This window comes from Mycobacterium sp. NGS34, from assembly GCF_059812845.1.
In genome coordinates this window covers 54,182-71,455 of sequence record NZ_JCALDM010000015.1, presented here as the reverse complement: position 1 = coordinate 71,455, position 17,274 = coordinate 54,182, and the positions used below count along the sequence as shown (strand labels likewise).

Here is a 17,274-nt window from a genome sequence, read left to right as displayed (position 1 = left end):
ACGTGTTCCAGTGTCGGGTGCCCTCAGCCCTCGTCGGCCTCGCCGGCCGCCAGCGCGTCCTCGACCCGCTTGCGCGCTCCAGCTAAGTGCTCTTCGCACCTTTTGGCCAGCTGTTCGCCCCTTTCCCACAGCTGCAGCGACGCGTCGAGGTCCAGCCCGCCCTGCTCCAGCAGCCGCACCACCTCGACCAGCTCGTCGCGGCACGCCTCATAGCCGAGCTGACTAATGGGAGTAATTGATTCGTCGTCACGCGCCATCGGAAACCCCCTCGCTGACCGCCGCCACGGCGCCGTCGGCCACCCGCACCCGCAGCCGCGTGCCCGGCGGCGCGTCGTCGACAGAACGCAGCACCGCCGCGGGTCCCGCGTGCGGAACGGTCTGCACGACGGCGTAGCCGCGGGCCAGGGTGGCCGCGGGGCCCAGGGTGGCCAGCCGCGCGCCGAGGTGACCGACGCGGTCGGCCTCGGCGCCGATGAGCCGCCTGATGTCGCGGCGCACGGCCGAGCGGGCGCGGTGGATTTCGTCGGTGCGGGTGGCCAGGGCCGTCAGCGGCTCGGCCAGCACGGGGCGGCTGCGCAGCTGGGTCAGCGCGCGTTGTTCGCGGGACACCCAGTTGCGCAGGGCCTGCGCGCTGCGCCGGCGCAGGTCATCGATCAGCCGCTGCTCGGCGGCGGTGTCGGGCACCACCCGCTTGGCGGCGTCGGTGGGCGTCGCGGCGCGCAGGTCGGCGACCAGATCGCACAGCGGGTTGTCGGGCTCGTGCCCGATCGCGCTGATCACCGGGGTGCGGCAGGCCGCGATCGCGCGGCACAGGGTCTCGTCGGAGAACGGCAGCAGGTCCTCCACGCTGCCGCCGCCGCGGGCCACCACGATCACGTCGACGTCGGCGTTGCGGTCGAGTTCGGCCAGCGCCTCGACGATCTGCGCGACCGCGTTGGGCCCCTGCACGGCCGTGTTGCGCACGGCGAAACGCACCCCGGGCCAGCGGGCGGCGGCCACGGTCGTCACGTCGTGTTCGGCGGCGCTGGCGCGGCCGGTGATCAGCCCGATCATGTTGGGCAGGAAGGGGATTGGTCGCTTGAGCCGAGGGTCGAACAGCCCTTCGGCGTCGAGCAGCCGGCGCAGCCGGTCGATGCGCGCGAGCAGCTCGCCGATGCCGACCGCGCGAATCTCGCTGAGCCGCAACGAGAAGGTGCCCCGGCCGGTGTAGAACGACGGTTTGCCGCAGACCACCACCTGGGTGCCTTCGGCGAGTTTCACCGGCGCGTTCGCCACCAGGTCGCGCGAACACGTCACGGTCAGCGACATGTCGGCGGCCGGGTCGCGCAGCACCATGAACACCGTCTTGGAGTCGGGGCGCATCGTGATCTGGGCCAGCTGCCCCTCGACCCAGACGATGCCCAGCTTGTCGATCCAGCCCGCGACGCGCACCGCCACCGCGCGCACCGGAAAGGGGTTCTCCGCGGAGTTGGGTTCGGGATTAGCCGCTTGGGTCACTTCGCGTTCGCGCGGGTGATCCTGTTGGCGAGCAGCGTCTGGAACGGCGCCCGGGCCTTGGTGGCCTGCTCGTAGGCCAGCAACGCCTCGAGCTCGTCGACGCTCAGCGACTGCAGCCGCGCGCGCAACTGGGCCAGCGTCAGCGCCGGGTAGTCGAGTTCGGTCGCCACCTCCGGCTGCGCGACCGTCGGTTTCGCCGCCGGCTTCCTCGATTGCTTCGCGGGTTTGACGAGCGCGCTGGCGTCCTCGTGCGCGTCGGCCACCGAGTACAGCGCGAACCGGCCCTCGGGCCGCCGGTCGGCGTCGTCGCCGTCGGCCGCTGGGACCCCGTCGTCTTCCGGCAGGTCCTCGTCGAAGGTCGCCCACTCCGGCTTCTCGTCCTTGGGCGGAAAGATCGACTCGAGGGTGCTGTCGCCCTTGATCACCAGCTCGGCGAGGTTCTGCTGAAACCGCATCACAATGTGCGCCGCCGTGCTGGCCAGCGTCATGGGGTACATCAGGATGGTTTTCGGCAGCTTCATGGTCTCCTCGACAGCGACTGTCGCCGCGCCGACTATCAGCCGAACTCCGTACGGTGCAGTGGCCATGGGTCCAAGACTGCCTCAACCGGCGGATAAGTCCAAGCCGACCGCCGGCCGGTACCCTGAATGTCATGCCGCCGACTGTTGACATGGGAATTCCGGGTGCGGCCAGCACGGTAGTTAACGACCCGACCCGCAAGAGGGTGCTCCTTGCGGAGCCGCGTGGCTACTGCGCGGGGGTGGACCGGGCCGTCGAGACGGTCGAGCGCGCCCTGGAGAAGCACGGCGCGCCCGTCTACGTGCGCCACGAGATCGTGCACAACCGGCACGTCGTCGACACCCTGAAAAAGGCCGGCGCCGTCTTCGTCCAGGAGACCGACGAGGTCCCCGAGGGCGCCATCGTGGTGTTCTCCGCGCACGGCGTCGCGCCGACCGTCTACGCCGCGGCCGCCGAACGCAACCTGCAGACCATCGATGCGACCTGCCCGCTGGTGACCAAGGTGCACAACGAGGCCAGGCGCTTCGCCCGGGACGACTACGACATCCTGCTCATCGGCCACCAGGGGCACGAGGAGGTCATCGGGACCGCCGGCGAGGCGCCCGAGCACGTGCAGCTGGTCGACGGCGTGGCCGCGGTGGACGACGTCACGGTGCGCGACGAGAACAAGGTGGTCTGGCTCTCGCAGACCACGCTCTCGGTCGACGAGACGATGGAGATCGTCGAGCGGCTGCGGCAACGCTTCCCCAAGCTGCAGGACCCGCCCAGCGACGACATCTGCTACGCGACCCAGAACCGCCAGGTCGCGGTCAAGGCGATGGCGCCCGAGTGCGAGCTGGTCATCGTCGTCGGGTCGCGCAACTCGTCGAACTCGGTGCGGCTGGTCGAGGTGGCTTTGGGCGGCGGCACGGCGGCCGCGCACCTGGTGGACTGCGCCGACGACATCGACCCGGCGTGGCTGGAGGGTGTCACGACGGTGGGCGTCACCTCCGGCGCGTCCGTGCCCGAGGTGCTGGTGCGCGGTGTGCTGGAGCGGCTCGCCGACTGCGGTTTCGACGTGGTGCAGCCGGTGACGACGGCCCAGGAGACGCTGGTGTTCGCGCTGCCCCGGGAAATCCGGTCGCGCCGCTAGCCTTCGAACTCCCAGGATTCCGCCGGAAACCCGCGCGGCGCACGGGAACTACCGCGGCGCTCGGCGCGCGGGTCCCTGGGTTCGTCCAGCGGGGCTTCCCCGCGGTAGCGCACCCGGGAGATCGGGTGGTGTGTCGAGTTGCCATTGCCGCTGGGGGCGGGGCGACGACGCCGGGGCTCGTACGACTCGTACCGGTCGAAACGCTCGGGCGCGCTCGGCGGCTCATACGGCTCGTAGCCGTCGAACCGGCTGCTCCGCGGCGCCGGCCGGTCATAGGGATCGCGGCGGGCCCGGGGCTCGCGGCGGGTGTCGCGCGGCGGCTGGGCGCGCGGGTCGGCGTCGGCCGGCGGCCTGGGGCGGCGACGCGGCCGGGGCGGTGGCTCGGCGGGATCGAAGTCACGGGGCGGTGCCGGGCGCCGGCGCCGTGGCCGCTCCGCCGCGGGATCTGCGTGGTCGTCGTCCAGCGGCGGGCGCCCATGCCGGGAGTGGCTTCGGCTGGAACGGGCGCCGGAGCGGCCACCCCGCGCGGTCGTCCGGCCGTCCCGCGCAGAGGCCCTGGCAGACCGGGCTCGTTTGGGCGTGGCCGGTGCATCCTGCGCGTCGTCCTCGCGACTAGCGACGCCGAAGAACGAATTCAGTTTCGCCCCAACGGCGCTGACAAACGACTGGGATTCTTTAGCCGCTCCCGCGGCGTCGTCCGTGGCGACAGACGTGCCCTGCGACTTCCCGAAATACCAACGCACCAGGCCGATCAGCAGCACCCCGCCGGCGGTGCCCAGCATCAGCGGGAAGCGCTCGATGAGCGGATAGCCGCAGTTGATCAGGAGGTCTTTGAGGTTGCCGAGCTTGCGTCCATGGAACATCCAGTAGGCGCCGGGGACCGCGCAGAAAAGAATCAGCGGTGGCTGAATGATCGCGGTGAACACGCCCTCCTGCCGCACGGCCAGCACCGCGGCCACGCAACCGGCTATATAGAAGGCCGCGAAGACGTGCGTCAGGTCCTTGTGACCCATTCCCGCGTCGACCGCGTAACCGATGGCGGTCGCGGACACCGCGATGAGCAGGGCCGCCCACCACGGCACACCTGGGATCCCGGGGTGGATCGAGCGGTGGTTGGCCTCAACCGCCGATCTTTCCCGCTGTGCTGACACATGTAGACCGTACCGGGAATGAGCCGAAACGCTCGTAAAGACCTTGTTAGCGACGGTTGGCGTGCCCCCGCAAAATCAAAGCCGCACGCGCGAACGAACCGCCACGGCCAGCCCCTTAGACTTGGTTCCCCGTGAGCCTCAGCCTTGGAATCGTGGGCCTGCCCAATGTCGGCAAGTCGACGCTGTTCAACGCGCTGACCCGCAATAACGTGGTGGCGGCGAACTATCCGTTCGCGACCATCGAACCGAACGAGGGCGTGGTTTCGCTGCCCGACCCGCGGCTGGCCAAGCTGGCGGAGCTTTACTCCTCCGAGCGCATCGTTGCGGCGCCGGTCACATTCGTCGACATCGCCGGGCTGGTCAAGGGCGCGTCGGAGGGGGCCGGGCTGGGCAACAAGTTCCTGGCCCACATCCGCGAATGCGATGCCATCTGCCAGGTGGTGCGGGTGTTTTCCGACGACGACGTGACCCACGTCGCAGGCGAAGTGGATCCCAAGTCCGACATCGAGGTCGTCGAGACCGAGTTGATCCTGGCCGACCTGCAGACCCTCGAGCGCGCGTTGCCGCGGCTGGAGAAGGAAGCGCGCACCAGCAAGGAGCGCAAGCCCGTGCACGACGCGGCCGTCGCCGCGCAGGCGGTGCTGGACGAAGGCAACACGCTGTTCGCCGCGGGGGCGGACGTCTCGCTGCTGCGCGAGCTGAACCTGCTGACCATCAAGCCGTTCCTCTATGTCTTCAACGCGGACGAGGCGGTGCTGACCGACGCCGCGCGGGTCGCCCAGCTGCGCGAGCTCGTCGCGCCTGCCGACGCCGTATTCCTCGACGCCGCAATCGAATCCGAGCTGGTCGAGCTCGACGACGAGTCGGCCGCCGAGCTGCTGGAGTCGATCGGGCAGACCGAGCGCGGCCTCGACGCGCTGGCCCGGGCGGGTTTTCACACGCTCAAGCTGCAGACCTTCCTGACGGCGGGGCCAAAAGAGGCGCGGGCGTGGGTAATTCATCAAGGTGACACGGCGCCCAAGGCCGCAGGGGTGATCCACACCGACTTCGAGAAGGGCTTCATCAAGGCCGAAATCGTGTCCTACGACGACCTGATCGCCGCGGGGTCCATGGCGGCGGCCAAGGCGGCCGGCAAGGTCCGCATGGAGGGCAAGGACTACGTGATGGCCGACGGCGACGTGGTGGAGTTCCGGTTCAACGTCTAGGTGGCAGAGCCGCCTGTCGCCAGCGGTAATGCCGGAGACGAAGGCCTCGAATTCGACTATCTTGACTCAGGTTTGCGCCAAGCTCACGGCAGCGCTACGGCTTGTGGGTTGGGTTCAAACCTGGCAGAACAGACGAAGGAGGTGGACAGCTTGCCGGTGTTAGTGGTCTTGGCAACCGCGACGGACGATGCGTTCACAAAGCGCCCTGTGTCTGTGCGGGGTGCGCTGGTTAGCGTCATCCTCGTGGCGCTCTGCCTATTGTTCCTCAGGTGGCTATGGGTGCGGGCTCGGCGGGGCGTTGACGCGCAGCCAGGCGATGCAAAGACCTCCGCCTCCCCGCCAAATGCGGCCGGGTGGTACCCCGACGCGCGCGAACCGACGTTGATGCGGTATTTCGACGGCCAGAACTGGACTTCGGTGACTAAGCCGCGCGAATAGCAATCACTTCACGCACTGCCGGGTCGAGGGTAATTGGGGTAGCTTCGCCCAACTTCGGTTGAACGACCGTCAACCGATCACGCTAGAATTCTGTACATGACGACACTTCCGCTTGCTGAGGTACGGGCAAACCTGTCCAAGCTCGTCGACGAAGCCGTGCGGACGCACCAGCGCATCGAAGTGACCCGGCAAGGGCGCCGGGCCGCGGTGATCCTCAGTGCGGATGACTTTGACTCCATCATGGAAACCTTGGCGATCCTCAGCGATCCGGAACTCATGCGTGATGTCCGCGAGGCCGAGACCGAAGCGGAAAACGGTGAGACGTACACGCTCGACGAGGTAACAGAGGAGATGCGCGCCGCAGGCCGGCTCCCGCGGTGAGCTACCGCATCGAATTGACACGGGCTGCAAAACGGGCGCTGACCGAGCTCTTGCCCGAAACGGTCGCCGTCGCCTGCTGGGAGTTCATTCGAGGTCCACTCGCCGAGGATCCATACCGAGTGGGCAAGCCGCTGCGCGGTCAGCTGGAGGGCCGGTTTTCGGCGCGTCGAGGCGAATTCCGGTTGATTTATTGGGTTTTCGAGGACATGGTCGTCATTCGCGTGATCCACATCGCGCATCGCCGCGACGCTTATCGATGACGCAGTGGCTTGGAGTGCGAATCAAGCCTGTTACGCGAGCGCGGGCGGAAGCACACTCGGCTCCCCCGACTGGCCACTCGTCTTGGTCAAGGTAAATCGGTGCGCGATGGGTTGGCTGCTGTGGTCCGTATATCCGCAGGCGGCCTCCGTACGGACGACCACCATCGTGCCCGTCCCCGCGCTGGGGTCCCACGTCCATTCTTCGGTACCCCGATGCGTCGTCCCGTCACTGCACCGCCACGCCGCGGGATTCGGCGGAAGGGCCAGATGCCACCGATCGGCGTAGAACTGGGCCTGGCCCGAGGAATTGGAGAAGGTGACTTGGGTGCAGCCAACACCGCAAGACGTGGCCTTGAATGTCAGGTCTTGGAGACTTCCGTCGACGAAGTGGACGGTGTACATGCCGTTCACCACCTCGTCGGCGGCCATCACCGGGTCGGCCGACGCCGGCGCTGCGAGCGGGATAGCCATGGCGGCCAGCGCGACGGCCGTTATGGGGATCTTCCTCATCGGCGTTCCTAACTTGGTAGCCCTCCGGCAGCACGATACGACCATGTCAGCGGAAAAAACAGGCCCGGGAATGGGTTTGCTGCGATCGGCATTCGCCGAATGCGGCGTTAAGGTAAGTCGTGGCCGCTGGGGACCGAGACGCCGGGGACGAACCCGGACGGCTTGCCGCGGAATTGGGTGACCGCGAGGAGGCTCTCGCGCGGCGCGAGAGCGAGATCTCCAGGCGCGAGCGGGTCGCCGACGAGCGCGAGCAAGCGGCCGACGACCGCGAGCTGCGCGCGGACGAACGCGAGGGCACGACGGTGCAGCGGGAGCGCGAGCGACTGCGGCGCGTCGACGAGCGGGGGGAGCGCAGTCAGGCCGCTGCCAAACGGGAGAACGCCGAAATCAGGCGCGCGGTGGCCGAGAGCCGACGGGGCCTGCAGAATCTCTCGGCGTCGGCGAAAGAGGGGAGCGCTAACTAGTGGACTGCTGGGAAATCGTGAAGTTGAGACCGTGGGTGGCGAGCGTCCTGGGCGGATTGACGTTGTTGGTCTTGTTGGCCTTCGGACTGGCCCTCGGCCCGGGCCCGTCGGCCCAGGCGGCCCCTGCCCCCATACCCGGCAATCACTGGTGCCCGGGCGATCCGTGGGACGCGGGCTGGGGTACCGCCTACAACTGGGATTGGAACCACTGCCACGACTGGCAAGGCCTGCCCGGTCCGGCCGGCTGGGGACCCTGGGGACCCCCGCCGGGCTGGGCGCCGCCGCAGCCGCCCCCACCGGCCTGGGCGCCCGGGGCTCGGTTGATGTGGAACCCGACGCTCAATAGTTGGGGATTCTGGAACAACGGGGTCTGGACCTCGATCTAGCCGTAATTGTCGGGGCCCCCGCCTAGCCTTGCCGTCGACGCAGGACACCGCGCGCCGATCGCCACAGGGAGGGCTCCATGAAGTTCGTTTCGACCCGCATCATCACCGCCGACGTCAACCGGCTGGTCAACTTCTACGAGATGGTCACCGGGGTGTCCGCGGCATGGGCGAACGAGCTTTTCGCCGAGATCCCGACCCCGGTTGGCACGTTGGCCATCGGCAGCGACAAGACGGTGCCGCTGTTCGGGGCGGGATCCGCCGAGCCGGCTGCGAACCGCAGCACGATCGTGGAATTCCTGGTCGAGGACGTGGACGCGGAATATCAGCGGCTTCGCGACGGGGTCGGTGAGGTGGTGACCGAGCCCACGACCATGCCGTGGGGAAACCGGGCGCTGTTGTTCCGCGATCCGGACGGCAATCTGGTCAACCTGTTCACGCCCGTCACGGACGCGGCCCGCGTCAAGTTCGGAGTGTGACCGTCGCGCAATAGGTTTCGACGAATCAGCGCCGCTTGATGGCGTGCGCGCGCACGGACGGGGCGATCCAGTCCTCGAGGAAGCCGCGCAGCCTCTTTCCCGTGCGGGCGGGGCGTCCCGGGTCCACGATGAGCGACTGCAGCATGCGCAGCATGACCTCGACGAGTTCGTCCAGCTGGCCTTCCGCGAATCCCGCTGCGGCCCAATCGACGTCGAATCTTTGCAGGATCGATCGACCGAACGAGATCGCCATGTCCGAGGTCACGCCGGCGGTCAGCGCGCTGGCCTTGCCGGGCTGCATGACCAGGCTGAGGTACTTGTCGTGGGCGATCTGCTCGTAGGTGTAGGCGATGCCTTCCACGACGGCCTCGGTGGGGTCGGTGATCGATCCCAGATGGGCGGCAAGCCGATTCAGGAAGGCGTCGACGGACGAGAGCGCGGTGGCACCCAAGAGCGCCTCATGGGTGGAGAAGTAGCGATAGACGGTCTGGCGCGTCACGCCGAGGCTTTGGGCGACCTCGGAGACGCTCACGGTCCCGCGCTCATCGATGGCGGTGCGTGCCGTGTCGATGATTCGAGCGACCGCTTCCTCGTCGTCCGCCGGGATGTCCCCGGACCAGCCGTGTCGCCGCATGGCGTGATCGTCGCACAACGGGGCGCCGAGGCTTGACAATACAAACTCCCATGCTTGTATGGTCAGATGGCTCCTGTGAGTGGCACCGACGAGACCTTGACACGGCGCGGGCTGCGCCACGCCCTGGATGGCACGACGGACCTGGCCGATCGGGAACTGAGGGTGCCGCTGCACTATTACCGCGATCCGAAGATCACCGAGATCGAGGAGTCGCAGATCCTGCGCAAGGTGCCGTTGGCGATCGTTCCGTCGGCGCAGGTGCCGGAGAAGAACGACTACGTGGTCCGCTCGGTGCTGGGCGATTCGCTGCTGGTGACCCGGGACCGTACTGGTGTCAGCCACGTCTTGCTCAACTACTGCCGCCACCGCGGGGCCATGCCGGCGTGCGGATCGGGCAACGCCTCTCGATTCGTCTGTCCCTATCACGCCTGGACATACCGGAACACTGGCGAGCTGTTCATGGTCCCGGGCAAGGCCGGCTTCGATTCCATGGATCCGAAGGAATACGGGTTGGTCGAACTGCCGTCCGAGGAGCGCCACGGCTTCATCTGGGCGGTGCTGGCCGCCGATGCGACCATCGACCTCGACGCGCACCTGGGCGCCCTCGACGCCGAGCTGGCGCTATGGAACTACGCGGCCTACGGGTACCACACGCAGCGCGAGTTCACGTCCGATGTGTCGTGGAAGGGCGCGCTGGAAGCGTTCGCCGAGGGATACCACTTTCCCTATGTCCACGGCGGCAGCCTCATCGGACAGAACACACTGGCCAACACCATGGTCTACGACGAGTTCGGCAGGCACCACCGCATCGGCTTCCCGTTCAACTGGATCACCAACGTCGACACCGACCCCACCGCGGCGACGGAACCGCTGATGAACATGGGCGTGATCTATTGGGTCTATCCGAACCTCATCCTCGCGAACAGTCCTGTGGGCGTGGAGATTATCGACATATTGCCCGATGGCGAGCCGACGCGCTGCACAGTCCGGCACAGCTGGATGGCCCGAATACCGGCAACCGACGACGACATGAGGGCCGGCTACGACGCCGTCTACGAGGGGGTGCACGCGGCCGTCCGCGACGAGGACTTCGCGATGCTGCCCCAGTGTGGGGAAGGCGTCAGGCACGGGCAGCACGACCACATGATCATCGGCCGCAACGAGATTGGCGTCCAACACATGATCAAAGTGTTCGGCCAAGAACTCGGCGTGGCGCTGCAATGACCGCGCCCAAACGGCCCCAGCAGCTGGATTCGCCGCTGCTGCCGGTCATCTTTCGCCACATGAGCAGGGCGCAGGTGTGGGTGTACCGCAAAACGAATGGGCGCATCGGGGGCAAGTGGCGGATCGGCGCCGGCTTCCGCAAACCGGTGCCGACGCTGCTGCTCGACCACCGGGGCCGCAAATCGGGCAAGCTGTTCACGGTGCCGCTGCTCTATCTACGCGATGGGCACGACGTGGTCGTGGTCGCCTCGCAAGGGGGGCTGCCGAATCATCCGCAGTGGTACCGCAATCTGGTCGCCGGCCCCGATACGACCGTGCAAATCGGGAGCGAGCGGCGCCCGGTGCGCGCGGTGACCGCCGACGCGGGGCAGCGAAGCCGCCTGTGGCCGCGACTGGTCGAGCTCTACGCGGACTTCGACACCTATCAGAGTTGGACCGAACGCGAGATCCCGGTCGTGGTCTTGCGGCCGCGCTCGGGGAGCCCCGCCGGCTGACCGAGTTTCTCTTCTGGAAATTTGCTGGCTCGTTATCCGTTCGCTATCGATGTGGCGCACGCCATTGTCGAATTTACGCATGACGAAGGCCACAAATTTTGGCTCGCATTGAATGTAATTGCTAGCGTGCCTGCCCATGGTTGTTTTAGCAACGTTGATGTCGCTCATCAATCAGGTCTCCGGGACGCCCTATATTCCGGGTGGAGATTCTCCCGCTGGGACCGATTGCTCTGGGCTCGCTTCCTGGGTCGCCAACGCGGCGACCGATAGGCCGGTCTTCGGCAGCAGGTTCAACACCGGCAACGAGGAATCCGCGCTGCTGCAGCGCGGCTTCCAGTACGGGACCGCGCCCAACGCGTTGGTGATCGGCTGGAACGGCGGTCACACCGCGGTGACGCTGCCGGACGGCACGCCCGTGTCCAGCGGTGAACGCGGCGGCGTGCGCATCGGTGGTGCGGGGGCCTACCAGGCCGGATTCACGCACCACATGTTCCTGCCGATGCCGGACGGCGACCTTGCGCTTGCGCCGCCGCCCGACGCGCCGCCGCCCCCGCCGGACGCTCTGCCGCCACCCCCGGAGGCGCCGGCTCCGCCGGCGGTCCTGGTCGACGCGACGGCGCCCGCGCCGCCGGCCCCGGACGCGCCGCCGCCTGCGGACGCCGCAATTCCCAATCCATAAAGAATTGGATTCGCGCCGGTCTCATTATCCGAATAGGAGCTCATTCCCCGCGAATGTGAACCGATCGCGATAAGTGCCAGGTTTGTGACGCGCGTCACTTGATTGCGCGCATATGGCCGGCGATTAGCCAATAGCAGAAATTCGCCTAGGCGTCAAAGTGGACGCCTAGGCGAATTTTGCTGGAGAACCGCTGATGGCCGGTAGGCCCGCGGCACGTATCCTGCGGCCATGATCTTCATCGTCGTCAAGTTCGAGACCAAGCCCGAGTGGACCGACCGCTGGCCGGAACTGGTCGCCCCGTTCACCGCGGCCACCCGCGCCGAGGCCGGCAACCTGTGGTTCGAGTGGTCGCGCAGCCTGGACAACCCGGCGGAGTACGTCCTCGTGGAGGCGTTCCGGGACGGTGACGCGGGTGGCGTCCACGTCAACAGCGATCACTTCAAGCGCGCGATGCAGGAGCTCCCGCAGGCGCTGACGTCCACGCCCAAGATCATCAACCAGAACGTCGACGCGACGGGGTGGTCCGAGCTGGGCGAAATGACGGTCGATTAGCCGACGCTGACCGCGATTTCGCTGCCCAGCTGATACCCCGGGGCGAGCGGGAGCGTGTCGCCGCTCCAAAACGAGCCCGGGTCAAACCAATTCGCGTCCTTGTCCGTGACGAGCAGACCCATGTCCTCGTAGGTGATCGCCACCGTCTCCGCGCAGTACGCCGTCTCCAGGCCCATCTTGCGCTCCTGCCTGCGGCGCTGCGTCTGTTCGCGAACCTTTTTGTCCACCAAGGGGATTCCGCGCACCCAGTCGTTGATGGTCGGCAGCCGGCCGCGGAACCACCGGCCGGTCAGCCGGGCAGTGGTGGGAAACGCGGTGCCATCCATCCGCGCGATCGTCCGCAGCAGCCTGTTCTCCTGTTCGCGGGTGGCGTAGGGCGTCAACTGACGCAGCCAGCACCGCTGCTGGTAGCGATCGGTCCACTGCAGCACGGCCTGGCGCAGGTCGTTGAGCTGTACGCCACGGTGGTTGGTGCCGGTCCAGAAGTCGACCAGTTTGTCGCCCAGTTCGGCGTGCCAGATCAACGGGGGCAGGTCGTCGATGGCCACCGTCATGCCGACGTGGTTCACCGGGGCATTCGTCAGCGTCTGGATCGCCCGGTCGGGCCGTGAGCGGCCGCGGAACAGCCACAGGTCGCCGGTCCGGGTCTCGTCCAGCGCCTGGTCCAGTGTCAGCATGTAAGTCCGCTCGACGCTTCGGGTTTCGCCATTGCAGTCATTATGGGCCCGGGAAGACTTCGCGGGCGGCCTGGCATGGTAATAGCCTGTCAGGTATGCGCAGGGTTTGGAAGTGGATCGGGCTCGCCGGTGTCGCCGGCGTCGTTGCCGGGGGAGTGCTGGTAGCCCGCGACCAACGCAGGCGACGCGCCTACACGCCCGACGAGATCCGCGCGCGGCTGCACGAGCGGCTGGCCGAATCCGACGCGGCGAGCTTTCAGTCCAAGTCGGGATCGGCGTCGGGTTCTACGGAGAACAACCGGTAGCTGCCCGAAAAGCCTTTCAACTCGACCTCGCGCCCCTTGTCGAATCGGATGCCGTCGCAGTCGCGTAGGGCGTCTCGCACCGGTTCGCTGACCAGGATCTGCCCGCCGACGGCCTGCGCGGCGACCCGTGCCGCCATCGCGACGTTGCGCCCGAACAGGTCGTCGCCGCGGCGCACCGACCGGCCCATGTGAATCCCGATCCGCACCCGAATCTCCTGGTGCCGCTTGCGTTTTGCGTCCCTGTGTAGCGCCTGCTGAACGTCCATGCCGCAGCGCACGGCCTCCTCGGCGCGCGAGAAGGCGATCATGTAGCCGTCGCCCTGACTCTTGACGACGTGGCCGGAGCGTTGCCGCACGAGTCCCGAGACGAGCTTGTCGTGCGAACTGATCAGCCTGACCCAGGCACGGTCGCCGATGCGCTCGTTGAGCGCGGTGGACTCCTCGATGTCGGAGAACAGGATCACCACCCGGCCGTCGGGGGTGACCCGGGCCAGGTCGGGCCGCTCGACCTCGGCCCAGTCGGCGAGGTCCTCGATCGAGCTGCGCACGGCGGCGCCGAAGCCCTCCTTGCGCATCACGTTGGCGGCGTTCCATACCCGTTTGACGGCCTCGCGGCCGCCCGAGAGCAGCTGATTGCGGGCGTCGGTCCGCTGTTGCAACTCTTCGAGTTCGCGGCGGGCGCGCACCAGCAGCACCGAGAGCACGGCGATGGCGCCCGCTTCGATCGCGGCGATCGCGGCCAGGGCGTAAAGCGCGACATGCAGCAGATCACCCACGCTTGGCATCCTGCCAAAGGCCCGGTCGGCCTCGGGTTGTCGGGCCCAAATGCAATGTTTAGGGTTGAGCACGGGCCGCCGCGGGTAGCGAATCTCGAGGGAGGTGCGCGTCTTGGCCGACGGTGAGACTAACTCGTCGAATCTTTTGGTGATCTTCGGCATTACGGGTGATCTGGCCCGCAAGATGACCTACCGTGCGCTCTACCGGCTCGAGTCGCGGGGCCTGCTCAACCATCCGATCATCGGTGTGGCCAGTGACGACATGCCCCTCGAGAAGCTGATCGAGCGGGCGCGGCGGGCGATCGGCGACTCGGGTGAAACGCTCGACGATGCGGTGTTCGACCGGTTCGCGGCCCGGTTGTCCTATCTGCACGGCGACGTCACCGATCCCGGGCTCTACCAGCAGCTCGCCAAGCGGATCGGCAAGGACTGCCGCCCGCTGTATTACTTGGAGATGCCGCCGTCGTTGTTCGCGCCGATCGTCGAGAACCTGGCAAAGGTCGACCTGCTGGAGTCCGCGCGCGTCGCGGTGGAAAAGCCGTTCGGCCACGACCTGGCCTCCGCGCGCGACCTGAACGCCCGGCTGCGCGCGGTGCTCGACGAGGACCAAATCCTGCGCGTGGACCACTTTTTGGGCAAACAGCCCGTCGAGGAGCTGCAGTACCTGCGCTTCGCGAACAACGCCCTGGCCAAGGTGTGGGATCGCGACAGCATTTCCGAAATCCACATCACCATGGCCGAGAACTTCGGGATCGAGGACCGCGGCAAGTTCTACGACGCGGTGGGCGCCTTGCGCGACGTCGTGCAGAACCACCTGCTGCAGGTGCTCGCGCTGGTCGCGATGGAACCCCCGGTCGGCCCCACCGCCGACGACCTGAACGACAAGAAGGCCGAGGTGTTCCGCGCGATGCCGGCGCTGGATCCGGAGCGCTGCGTGCGGGGCCAGTATCGCGGCTATGCCGACGTCGCCGGGGTGGCGAAGGACTCGCAAACCGAGACCTACATCGCGCTGCGGACCGAGATCGACAACTGGCGCTGGGCCGGGGTGCCGATCTTCCTGCGCGCCGGCAAGGCGCTGCCGGAAAGGGTCACCGAGGTCCGGATGTTCCTGCACCACGTTCCCGGGTTTTCCTTCCTGCCCAACCGCCGGCCGCCCGAGCCCAACCAGATCGTGCTGCGCATCGACCCCGACCCGGGGATGCGCCTGCAGTTGTCCGCCCAGGCCGGCGACTCCTGGCACGACGTCCACATGGACTCCTCGTTCGCCGAGGATCTCGGTGAAGCCGTGCGGCCCTACGAACGGCTCATCTACGCCGCATTCAACGGCGATCGCCAACTTTTCGCCCGCGAGGACGCCATCGAAGAGACGTGGCGGATCGTGCAGCCGGTGCTCGACAGGCCGGGCCGCATCCACCACTACGAACCCGGTTCCTGGGGGCCCGAGGCGGCGCGGTCGCTGCTGCACGGTCACCACAGCTGGCAGGAGCCATGGCTACCCCGCAACACGCAGGCAACCAACTAAGGAGACGGGACAGATGCAGCTAGGGATGATCGGCCTGGGCCGCATGGGCGCGAACATCGTTCGGCGCGTGGCCAAGGGAGGCCACGAATGCGTGGTGTACGACCACAGCCCCGACGCGGTGCAGGCGATGGCCGGCGAGGACAACACCACCGGGGTGTCCTCGCTGGCGGAGCTGGCCGAGAAGCTCAGCGCCCCGCGGGTGGTCTGGGTGATGGTGCCGGCCGGGACGATCACCACGGGGGTGATCGAGGAGCTGGCCAAGACGCTGGACTCCGGGGACATCGTGATCGACGGCGGCAACTCCTACTACCGCGACGACATCCGCCACGCGAAGACGTTGGGTGAGAAGGGCATTCGCTTGCTCGACTGCGGCACCAGCGGCGGCGTGTGGGGCCGCGAGCGCGGCTACTGCCTGATGATCGGTGGCGACGACGACGCGTTCGAGATTGCCGAGCCGATCTTCGCCACCGTCGCACCCGGGGTGGACGCGGCGCCGCGCACACCCGGCCGCGACGGCGCGATCGCCCAGGCGGAGAAGGGCTATCTGCACTGCGGCCCGTCCGGGGCGGGGCACTTCGTCAAGATGGTGCACAACGGCATCGAGTACGGGATGATGGCCTCGCTCGCCGAGGGGCTGAACATCCTGCGCAACGCCGACATCGGCAAGCAGATACAGCAAGGGGACGCCGAAACCGCGCCGCTGTCGAATCCCGAGTTCTACCAATACGATTTCGACATCCCGGATGTCGCCGAGGTGTGGCGCCGGGGCAGCGTCATCGGCTCGTGGCTGCTGGACCTGACCGCGATCGCGTTGCACGAATCGCCCGAGCTGAAGGAGTTCTCGGGGCGGGTCTCGGACTCGGGGGAAGGCCGGTGGACCGCCATCGCGGCGATCGACGAGGGGGTGCCGTCGCCGGTCTTGACGACGGCCCTGCAGTCCCGCTTCGCCAGCCGCCAGCTCGACGACTTCGCCAACAAGGCGCTATCGGCGATGCGCAAGCAGTTCGGCGGGCACGCGGAAAAGCCGGCTAACTAGCTCGCTCGACGAAGGCGACGACGGCGTCGCTGAAGGCGTCGTTGTCATCGCCGGCCGCGGTGTGTCCGGCGTTGGACAGTTCCACGAACTCGGCGCGGGGCACCTGGGTCAGGAAGTGCTGGACGCCCTCGGGGCTGACGACGTCGGACAGCTTGCCGCGGATCAACAGGACGGGGATCGACAGGTTGGTCGCGGCGTGCTCGAACTTCTCGGTGCGCAGTTCGGGGTCGTCGCCGGGCTTGGTCATGAACGCCGGGTCCCAGTGCCAGTACCAGCGCCCGTCGCGCAGGCGCAGGTTCTTCTTGAGCCCCTCGGGGCTGCGCGGCTTCTCGCGGTAGGGCAGGTAGGCGGCGACCGCGTCGGCGGCCTGCTCGAGCGACTCGAACCCGTCGAGGCCGCTGAACATGAAGTCGCGGATGCGGGCGCTGCCGCCCTTCTCGAATCGGGGCACCACGTCGACGAGCACCAGCTTGGTCACCCGGTCGGGGCCGGCTCGGTCGGCGGCCAGGATGCCGGTCAGCCCGCCCATGCTCGCCCCGATGATCACGACGGGCCGGCCGATGGCGTCCAGCACGTGCATCACGTCGGCCGTCAGCGTCTCCACGTCGTAGTCGGCGTCCGGTGCGCGGTCGCTGTCACCGTGGCCCCGGGAATCCAGCGCCACGACGTGAAATCCGTCGTCGGCCAGGATCTGGCCGGTGTTTTTCCACGAGAACCGGTTCTGGCCGCCGCCGTGCAACATCAGAATCGTGGGCCGGTCGGCCGCCGAGCCGCGGTTCCATTCGTCGGCGACGAGGGTGATCCCCTGGTGGCCGGTGAACTCGACCGTCTGAAAACTGCTGCTCACGGCGCTCATGGGCGTCCTCTCGGTAGATCGCCCCTCGACGTTACCTAGGCAATCTATTGACCACGGCGTTGGCCCCTCGGGACCGATGAGTTCTCGTCGTCGCCGCGGT

At 67.6% G+C, this 17,274-nt stretch carries 24 protein-coding genes; 15 read left to right on the top strand and 9 right to left on the bottom strand.

The features are described 5' to 3' along the window. Positions 1–23: 23 nt before the first annotated feature. From AC5Y7V_RS26420 to AC5Y7V_RS26410, 3 genes are read right to left on the bottom strand one after another with little or no spacing between them, the layout of a single operon-like run. Positions 24–257: an exodeoxyribonuclease VII small subunit gene (locus AC5Y7V_RS26420; protein ID WP_499883005.1), complete on the bottom strand. Its 234-nt coding sequence runs from the start codon at positions 255–257 to the stop codon at positions 24–26. Further along, on the bottom strand, positions 247–1,497 hold the full coding sequence (xseA, locus tag AC5Y7V_RS26415; protein ID WP_499883004.1) for an exodeoxyribonuclease VII large subunit: 1,251 nt from the start codon (positions 1,495–1,497) through the stop codon (positions 247–249). Before xseA ends, AC5Y7V_RS26420 begins: the two co-directional genes overlap by 11 nt. Next, a complete protein-coding gene (locus AC5Y7V_RS26410; RefSeq protein ID WP_499883003.1) occupies positions 1,494–2,084 on the bottom strand; it encodes a lipid droplet-associated protein in 591 nt (196 codons plus the stop codon). The genes xseA and AC5Y7V_RS26410 overlap by 4 nt, the downstream gene beginning before the upstream one ends. A gap of 65 nt (positions 2,085–2,149) precedes the next feature. Between AC5Y7V_RS26410 and AC5Y7V_RS26405 the strand changes: the two genes are divergently transcribed. After that, positions 2,150–3,148: a 4-hydroxy-3-methylbut-2-enyl diphosphate reductase gene (locus AC5Y7V_RS26405; protein WP_499883002.1), complete on the top strand. Its 999-nt coding sequence runs from the start codon at positions 2,150–2,152 to the stop codon at positions 3,146–3,148. On the opposite strand, the gene AC5Y7V_RS26400 is transcribed toward AC5Y7V_RS26405, so the two are convergent. After that, positions 3,145–4,299, bottom strand: a complete 1,155-nt coding sequence (locus AC5Y7V_RS26400) for a DUF6542 domain-containing protein (RefSeq protein ID WP_499883001.1) — start codon at positions 4,297–4,299, stop codon at positions 3,145–3,147. The genes AC5Y7V_RS26405 and AC5Y7V_RS26400 overlap by 4 nt on opposite strands. 131 nt (positions 4,300–4,430) lie before the next feature. Here AC5Y7V_RS26400 and ychF point away from each other — a divergent pair, with 131 nt between their 5' ends. The 4 genes from ychF (at position 4,431) to AC5Y7V_RS26380 (ending at position 6,583) form a co-directional block, all read left to right on the top strand. Beyond that, positions 4,431–5,504: a redox-regulated ATPase YchF gene (gene ychF, locus AC5Y7V_RS26395; RefSeq protein ID WP_499883000.1), complete on the top strand. Its 1,074-nt coding sequence runs from the start codon at positions 4,431–4,433 to the stop codon at positions 5,502–5,504. Then, entirely contained in the window at positions 5,505–5,942 is a 438-nt protein-coding gene (locus AC5Y7V_RS26390) for a DUF2510 domain-containing protein (RefSeq protein ID WP_499882999.1), read from the top strand. Positions 5,943–6,038: 96 nt separating this feature from the next. Next, positions 6,039–6,323: a type II toxin-antitoxin system Phd/YefM family antitoxin gene (locus AC5Y7V_RS26385; RefSeq protein ID WP_499882998.1), complete on the top strand. Its 285-nt coding sequence runs from the start codon at positions 6,039–6,041 to the stop codon at positions 6,321–6,323. Further along, a complete protein-coding gene (locus AC5Y7V_RS26380) occupies positions 6,320–6,583 on the top strand; it encodes a type II toxin-antitoxin system RelE family toxin (RefSeq protein WP_499882997.1) in 264 nt (87 codons plus the stop codon). Before AC5Y7V_RS26385 ends, AC5Y7V_RS26380 begins: the two co-directional genes overlap by 4 nt. Positions 6,584–6,613: 30 nt before the next feature. On the opposite strand, the gene AC5Y7V_RS26375 is transcribed toward AC5Y7V_RS26380, so the two are convergent. Beyond that, complete coding sequence (locus tag AC5Y7V_RS26375) at positions 6,614–7,093, bottom strand: hypothetical protein (protein WP_499882996.1); 480 nt, start codon at positions 7,091–7,093, stop codon at positions 6,614–6,616. A gap of 119 nt (positions 7,094–7,212) precedes the next feature. On the opposite strand from AC5Y7V_RS26375, the gene AC5Y7V_RS26370 reads away from it, so the two are divergent. From AC5Y7V_RS26370 to AC5Y7V_RS26360, 3 genes are all read left to right on the top strand, one after another. After that, positions 7,213–7,557 (top strand): hypothetical protein, encoded by a 345-nt coding sequence (locus AC5Y7V_RS26370; protein WP_499882995.1) that lies wholly within the window; start codon positions 7,213–7,215, stop codon positions 7,555–7,557. 35 nt (positions 7,558–7,592) lie between these two features. Beyond that, positions 7,593–7,943, top strand: coding sequence for an Mtp family mycobacterial-type pilin (locus AC5Y7V_RS26365; RefSeq protein WP_499882994.1), 351 nt, complete (start codon positions 7,593–7,595; stop codon positions 7,941–7,943). A 77-nt stretch (positions 7,944–8,020) separates the two neighbouring features. Further along, positions 8,021–8,419, top strand: a complete 399-nt coding sequence (locus AC5Y7V_RS26360; protein WP_499882993.1) for a VOC family protein — start codon at positions 8,021–8,023, stop codon at positions 8,417–8,419. Positions 8,420–8,444: 25 nt separating this feature from the next. On the opposite strand, the gene AC5Y7V_RS26355 is transcribed toward AC5Y7V_RS26360, so the two are convergent. Then, on the bottom strand, positions 8,445–9,053 hold the full coding sequence (locus tag AC5Y7V_RS26355) for a TetR/AcrR family transcriptional regulator (protein ID WP_499882992.1): 609 nt from the start codon (positions 9,051–9,053) through the stop codon (positions 8,445–8,447). 66 nt (positions 9,054–9,119) lie between these two features. Between AC5Y7V_RS26355 and AC5Y7V_RS26350 the strand changes: the two genes are divergently transcribed. The 4 genes from AC5Y7V_RS26350 to AC5Y7V_RS26335 all read left to right on the top strand — a co-directional run bounded on the left by AC5Y7V_RS26350 (position 9,120) and on the right by AC5Y7V_RS26335 (position 12,002). Further along, positions 9,120–10,277, top strand: a complete 1,158-nt coding sequence (locus AC5Y7V_RS26350; RefSeq protein ID WP_499882991.1) for an aromatic ring-hydroxylating oxygenase subunit alpha — start codon at positions 9,120–9,122, stop codon at positions 10,275–10,277. Then, positions 10,274–10,771: a nitroreductase family deazaflavin-dependent oxidoreductase gene (locus tag AC5Y7V_RS26345; RefSeq protein ID WP_499882990.1), complete on the top strand. Its 498-nt coding sequence runs from the start codon at positions 10,274–10,276 to the stop codon at positions 10,769–10,771. The genes AC5Y7V_RS26350 and AC5Y7V_RS26345 overlap by 4 nt, the downstream gene beginning before the upstream one ends. Positions 10,772–10,907: 136 nt before the next feature. Beyond that, positions 10,908–11,450 (top strand): peptidoglycan endopeptidase, encoded by a 543-nt coding sequence (locus tag AC5Y7V_RS26340; RefSeq protein WP_499882989.1) that lies wholly within the window; start codon positions 10,908–10,910, stop codon positions 11,448–11,450. A gap of 228 nt (positions 11,451–11,678) precedes the next feature. Beyond that, on the top strand, positions 11,679–12,002 hold the full coding sequence (locus AC5Y7V_RS26335) for a putative quinol monooxygenase (protein ID WP_499882988.1): 324 nt from the start codon (positions 11,679–11,681) through the stop codon (positions 12,000–12,002). Here the strand turns inward: AC5Y7V_RS26335 and AC5Y7V_RS26330 are convergent. Then, positions 11,999–12,679 carry a guanylate cyclase gene (locus AC5Y7V_RS26330; RefSeq protein ID WP_499882987.1) on the bottom strand — a complete coding sequence of 227 codons (681 nt, stop codon included), beginning with the start codon at positions 12,677–12,679 and terminating at the stop codon, positions 11,999–12,001. The genes AC5Y7V_RS26335 and AC5Y7V_RS26330 overlap by 4 nt on opposite strands. Positions 12,680–12,774: 95 nt before the next feature. Here AC5Y7V_RS26330 and AC5Y7V_RS26325 point away from each other — a divergent pair, with 95 nt between their 5' ends. Continuing rightward, a complete protein-coding gene (locus AC5Y7V_RS26325; protein ID WP_499882986.1) occupies positions 12,775–12,984 on the top strand; it encodes a hypothetical protein in 210 nt (69 codons plus the stop codon). On the opposite strand, the gene AC5Y7V_RS26320 is transcribed toward AC5Y7V_RS26325, so the two are convergent. After that, positions 12,936–13,769: an adenylate/guanylate cyclase domain-containing protein gene (locus AC5Y7V_RS26320; protein WP_499882985.1), complete on the bottom strand. Its 834-nt coding sequence runs from the start codon at positions 13,767–13,769 to the stop codon at positions 12,936–12,938. The genes AC5Y7V_RS26325 and AC5Y7V_RS26320 overlap by 49 nt on opposite strands. A 103-nt stretch (positions 13,770–13,872) precedes the next feature. Here AC5Y7V_RS26320 and AC5Y7V_RS26315 point away from each other — a divergent pair, with 103 nt between their 5' ends. Continuing rightward, positions 13,873–15,282 carry a glucose-6-phosphate dehydrogenase gene (locus AC5Y7V_RS26315; protein WP_499882984.1) on the top strand — a complete coding sequence of 470 codons (1,410 nt, stop codon included), beginning with the start codon at positions 13,873–13,875 and terminating at the stop codon, positions 15,280–15,282. A 13-nt stretch (positions 15,283–15,295) separates the two neighbouring features. Continuing rightward, positions 15,296–16,318 (top strand): phosphogluconate dehydrogenase (NAD(+)-dependent, decarboxylating), encoded by a 1,023-nt coding sequence (gnd, locus tag AC5Y7V_RS26310; RefSeq protein WP_499882983.1) that lies wholly within the window; start codon positions 15,296–15,298, stop codon positions 16,316–16,318. On the opposite strand, the gene AC5Y7V_RS26305 is transcribed toward gnd, so the two are convergent. Next, positions 16,311–17,174, bottom strand: a complete 864-nt coding sequence (locus tag AC5Y7V_RS26305) for an alpha/beta fold hydrolase (protein WP_499882982.1) — start codon at positions 17,172–17,174, stop codon at positions 16,311–16,313. The two genes, gnd and AC5Y7V_RS26305, sit on opposite strands and share 8 nt — an antisense overlap. Between the last annotated feature and the right edge of the window lie 100 nt (positions 17,175–17,274).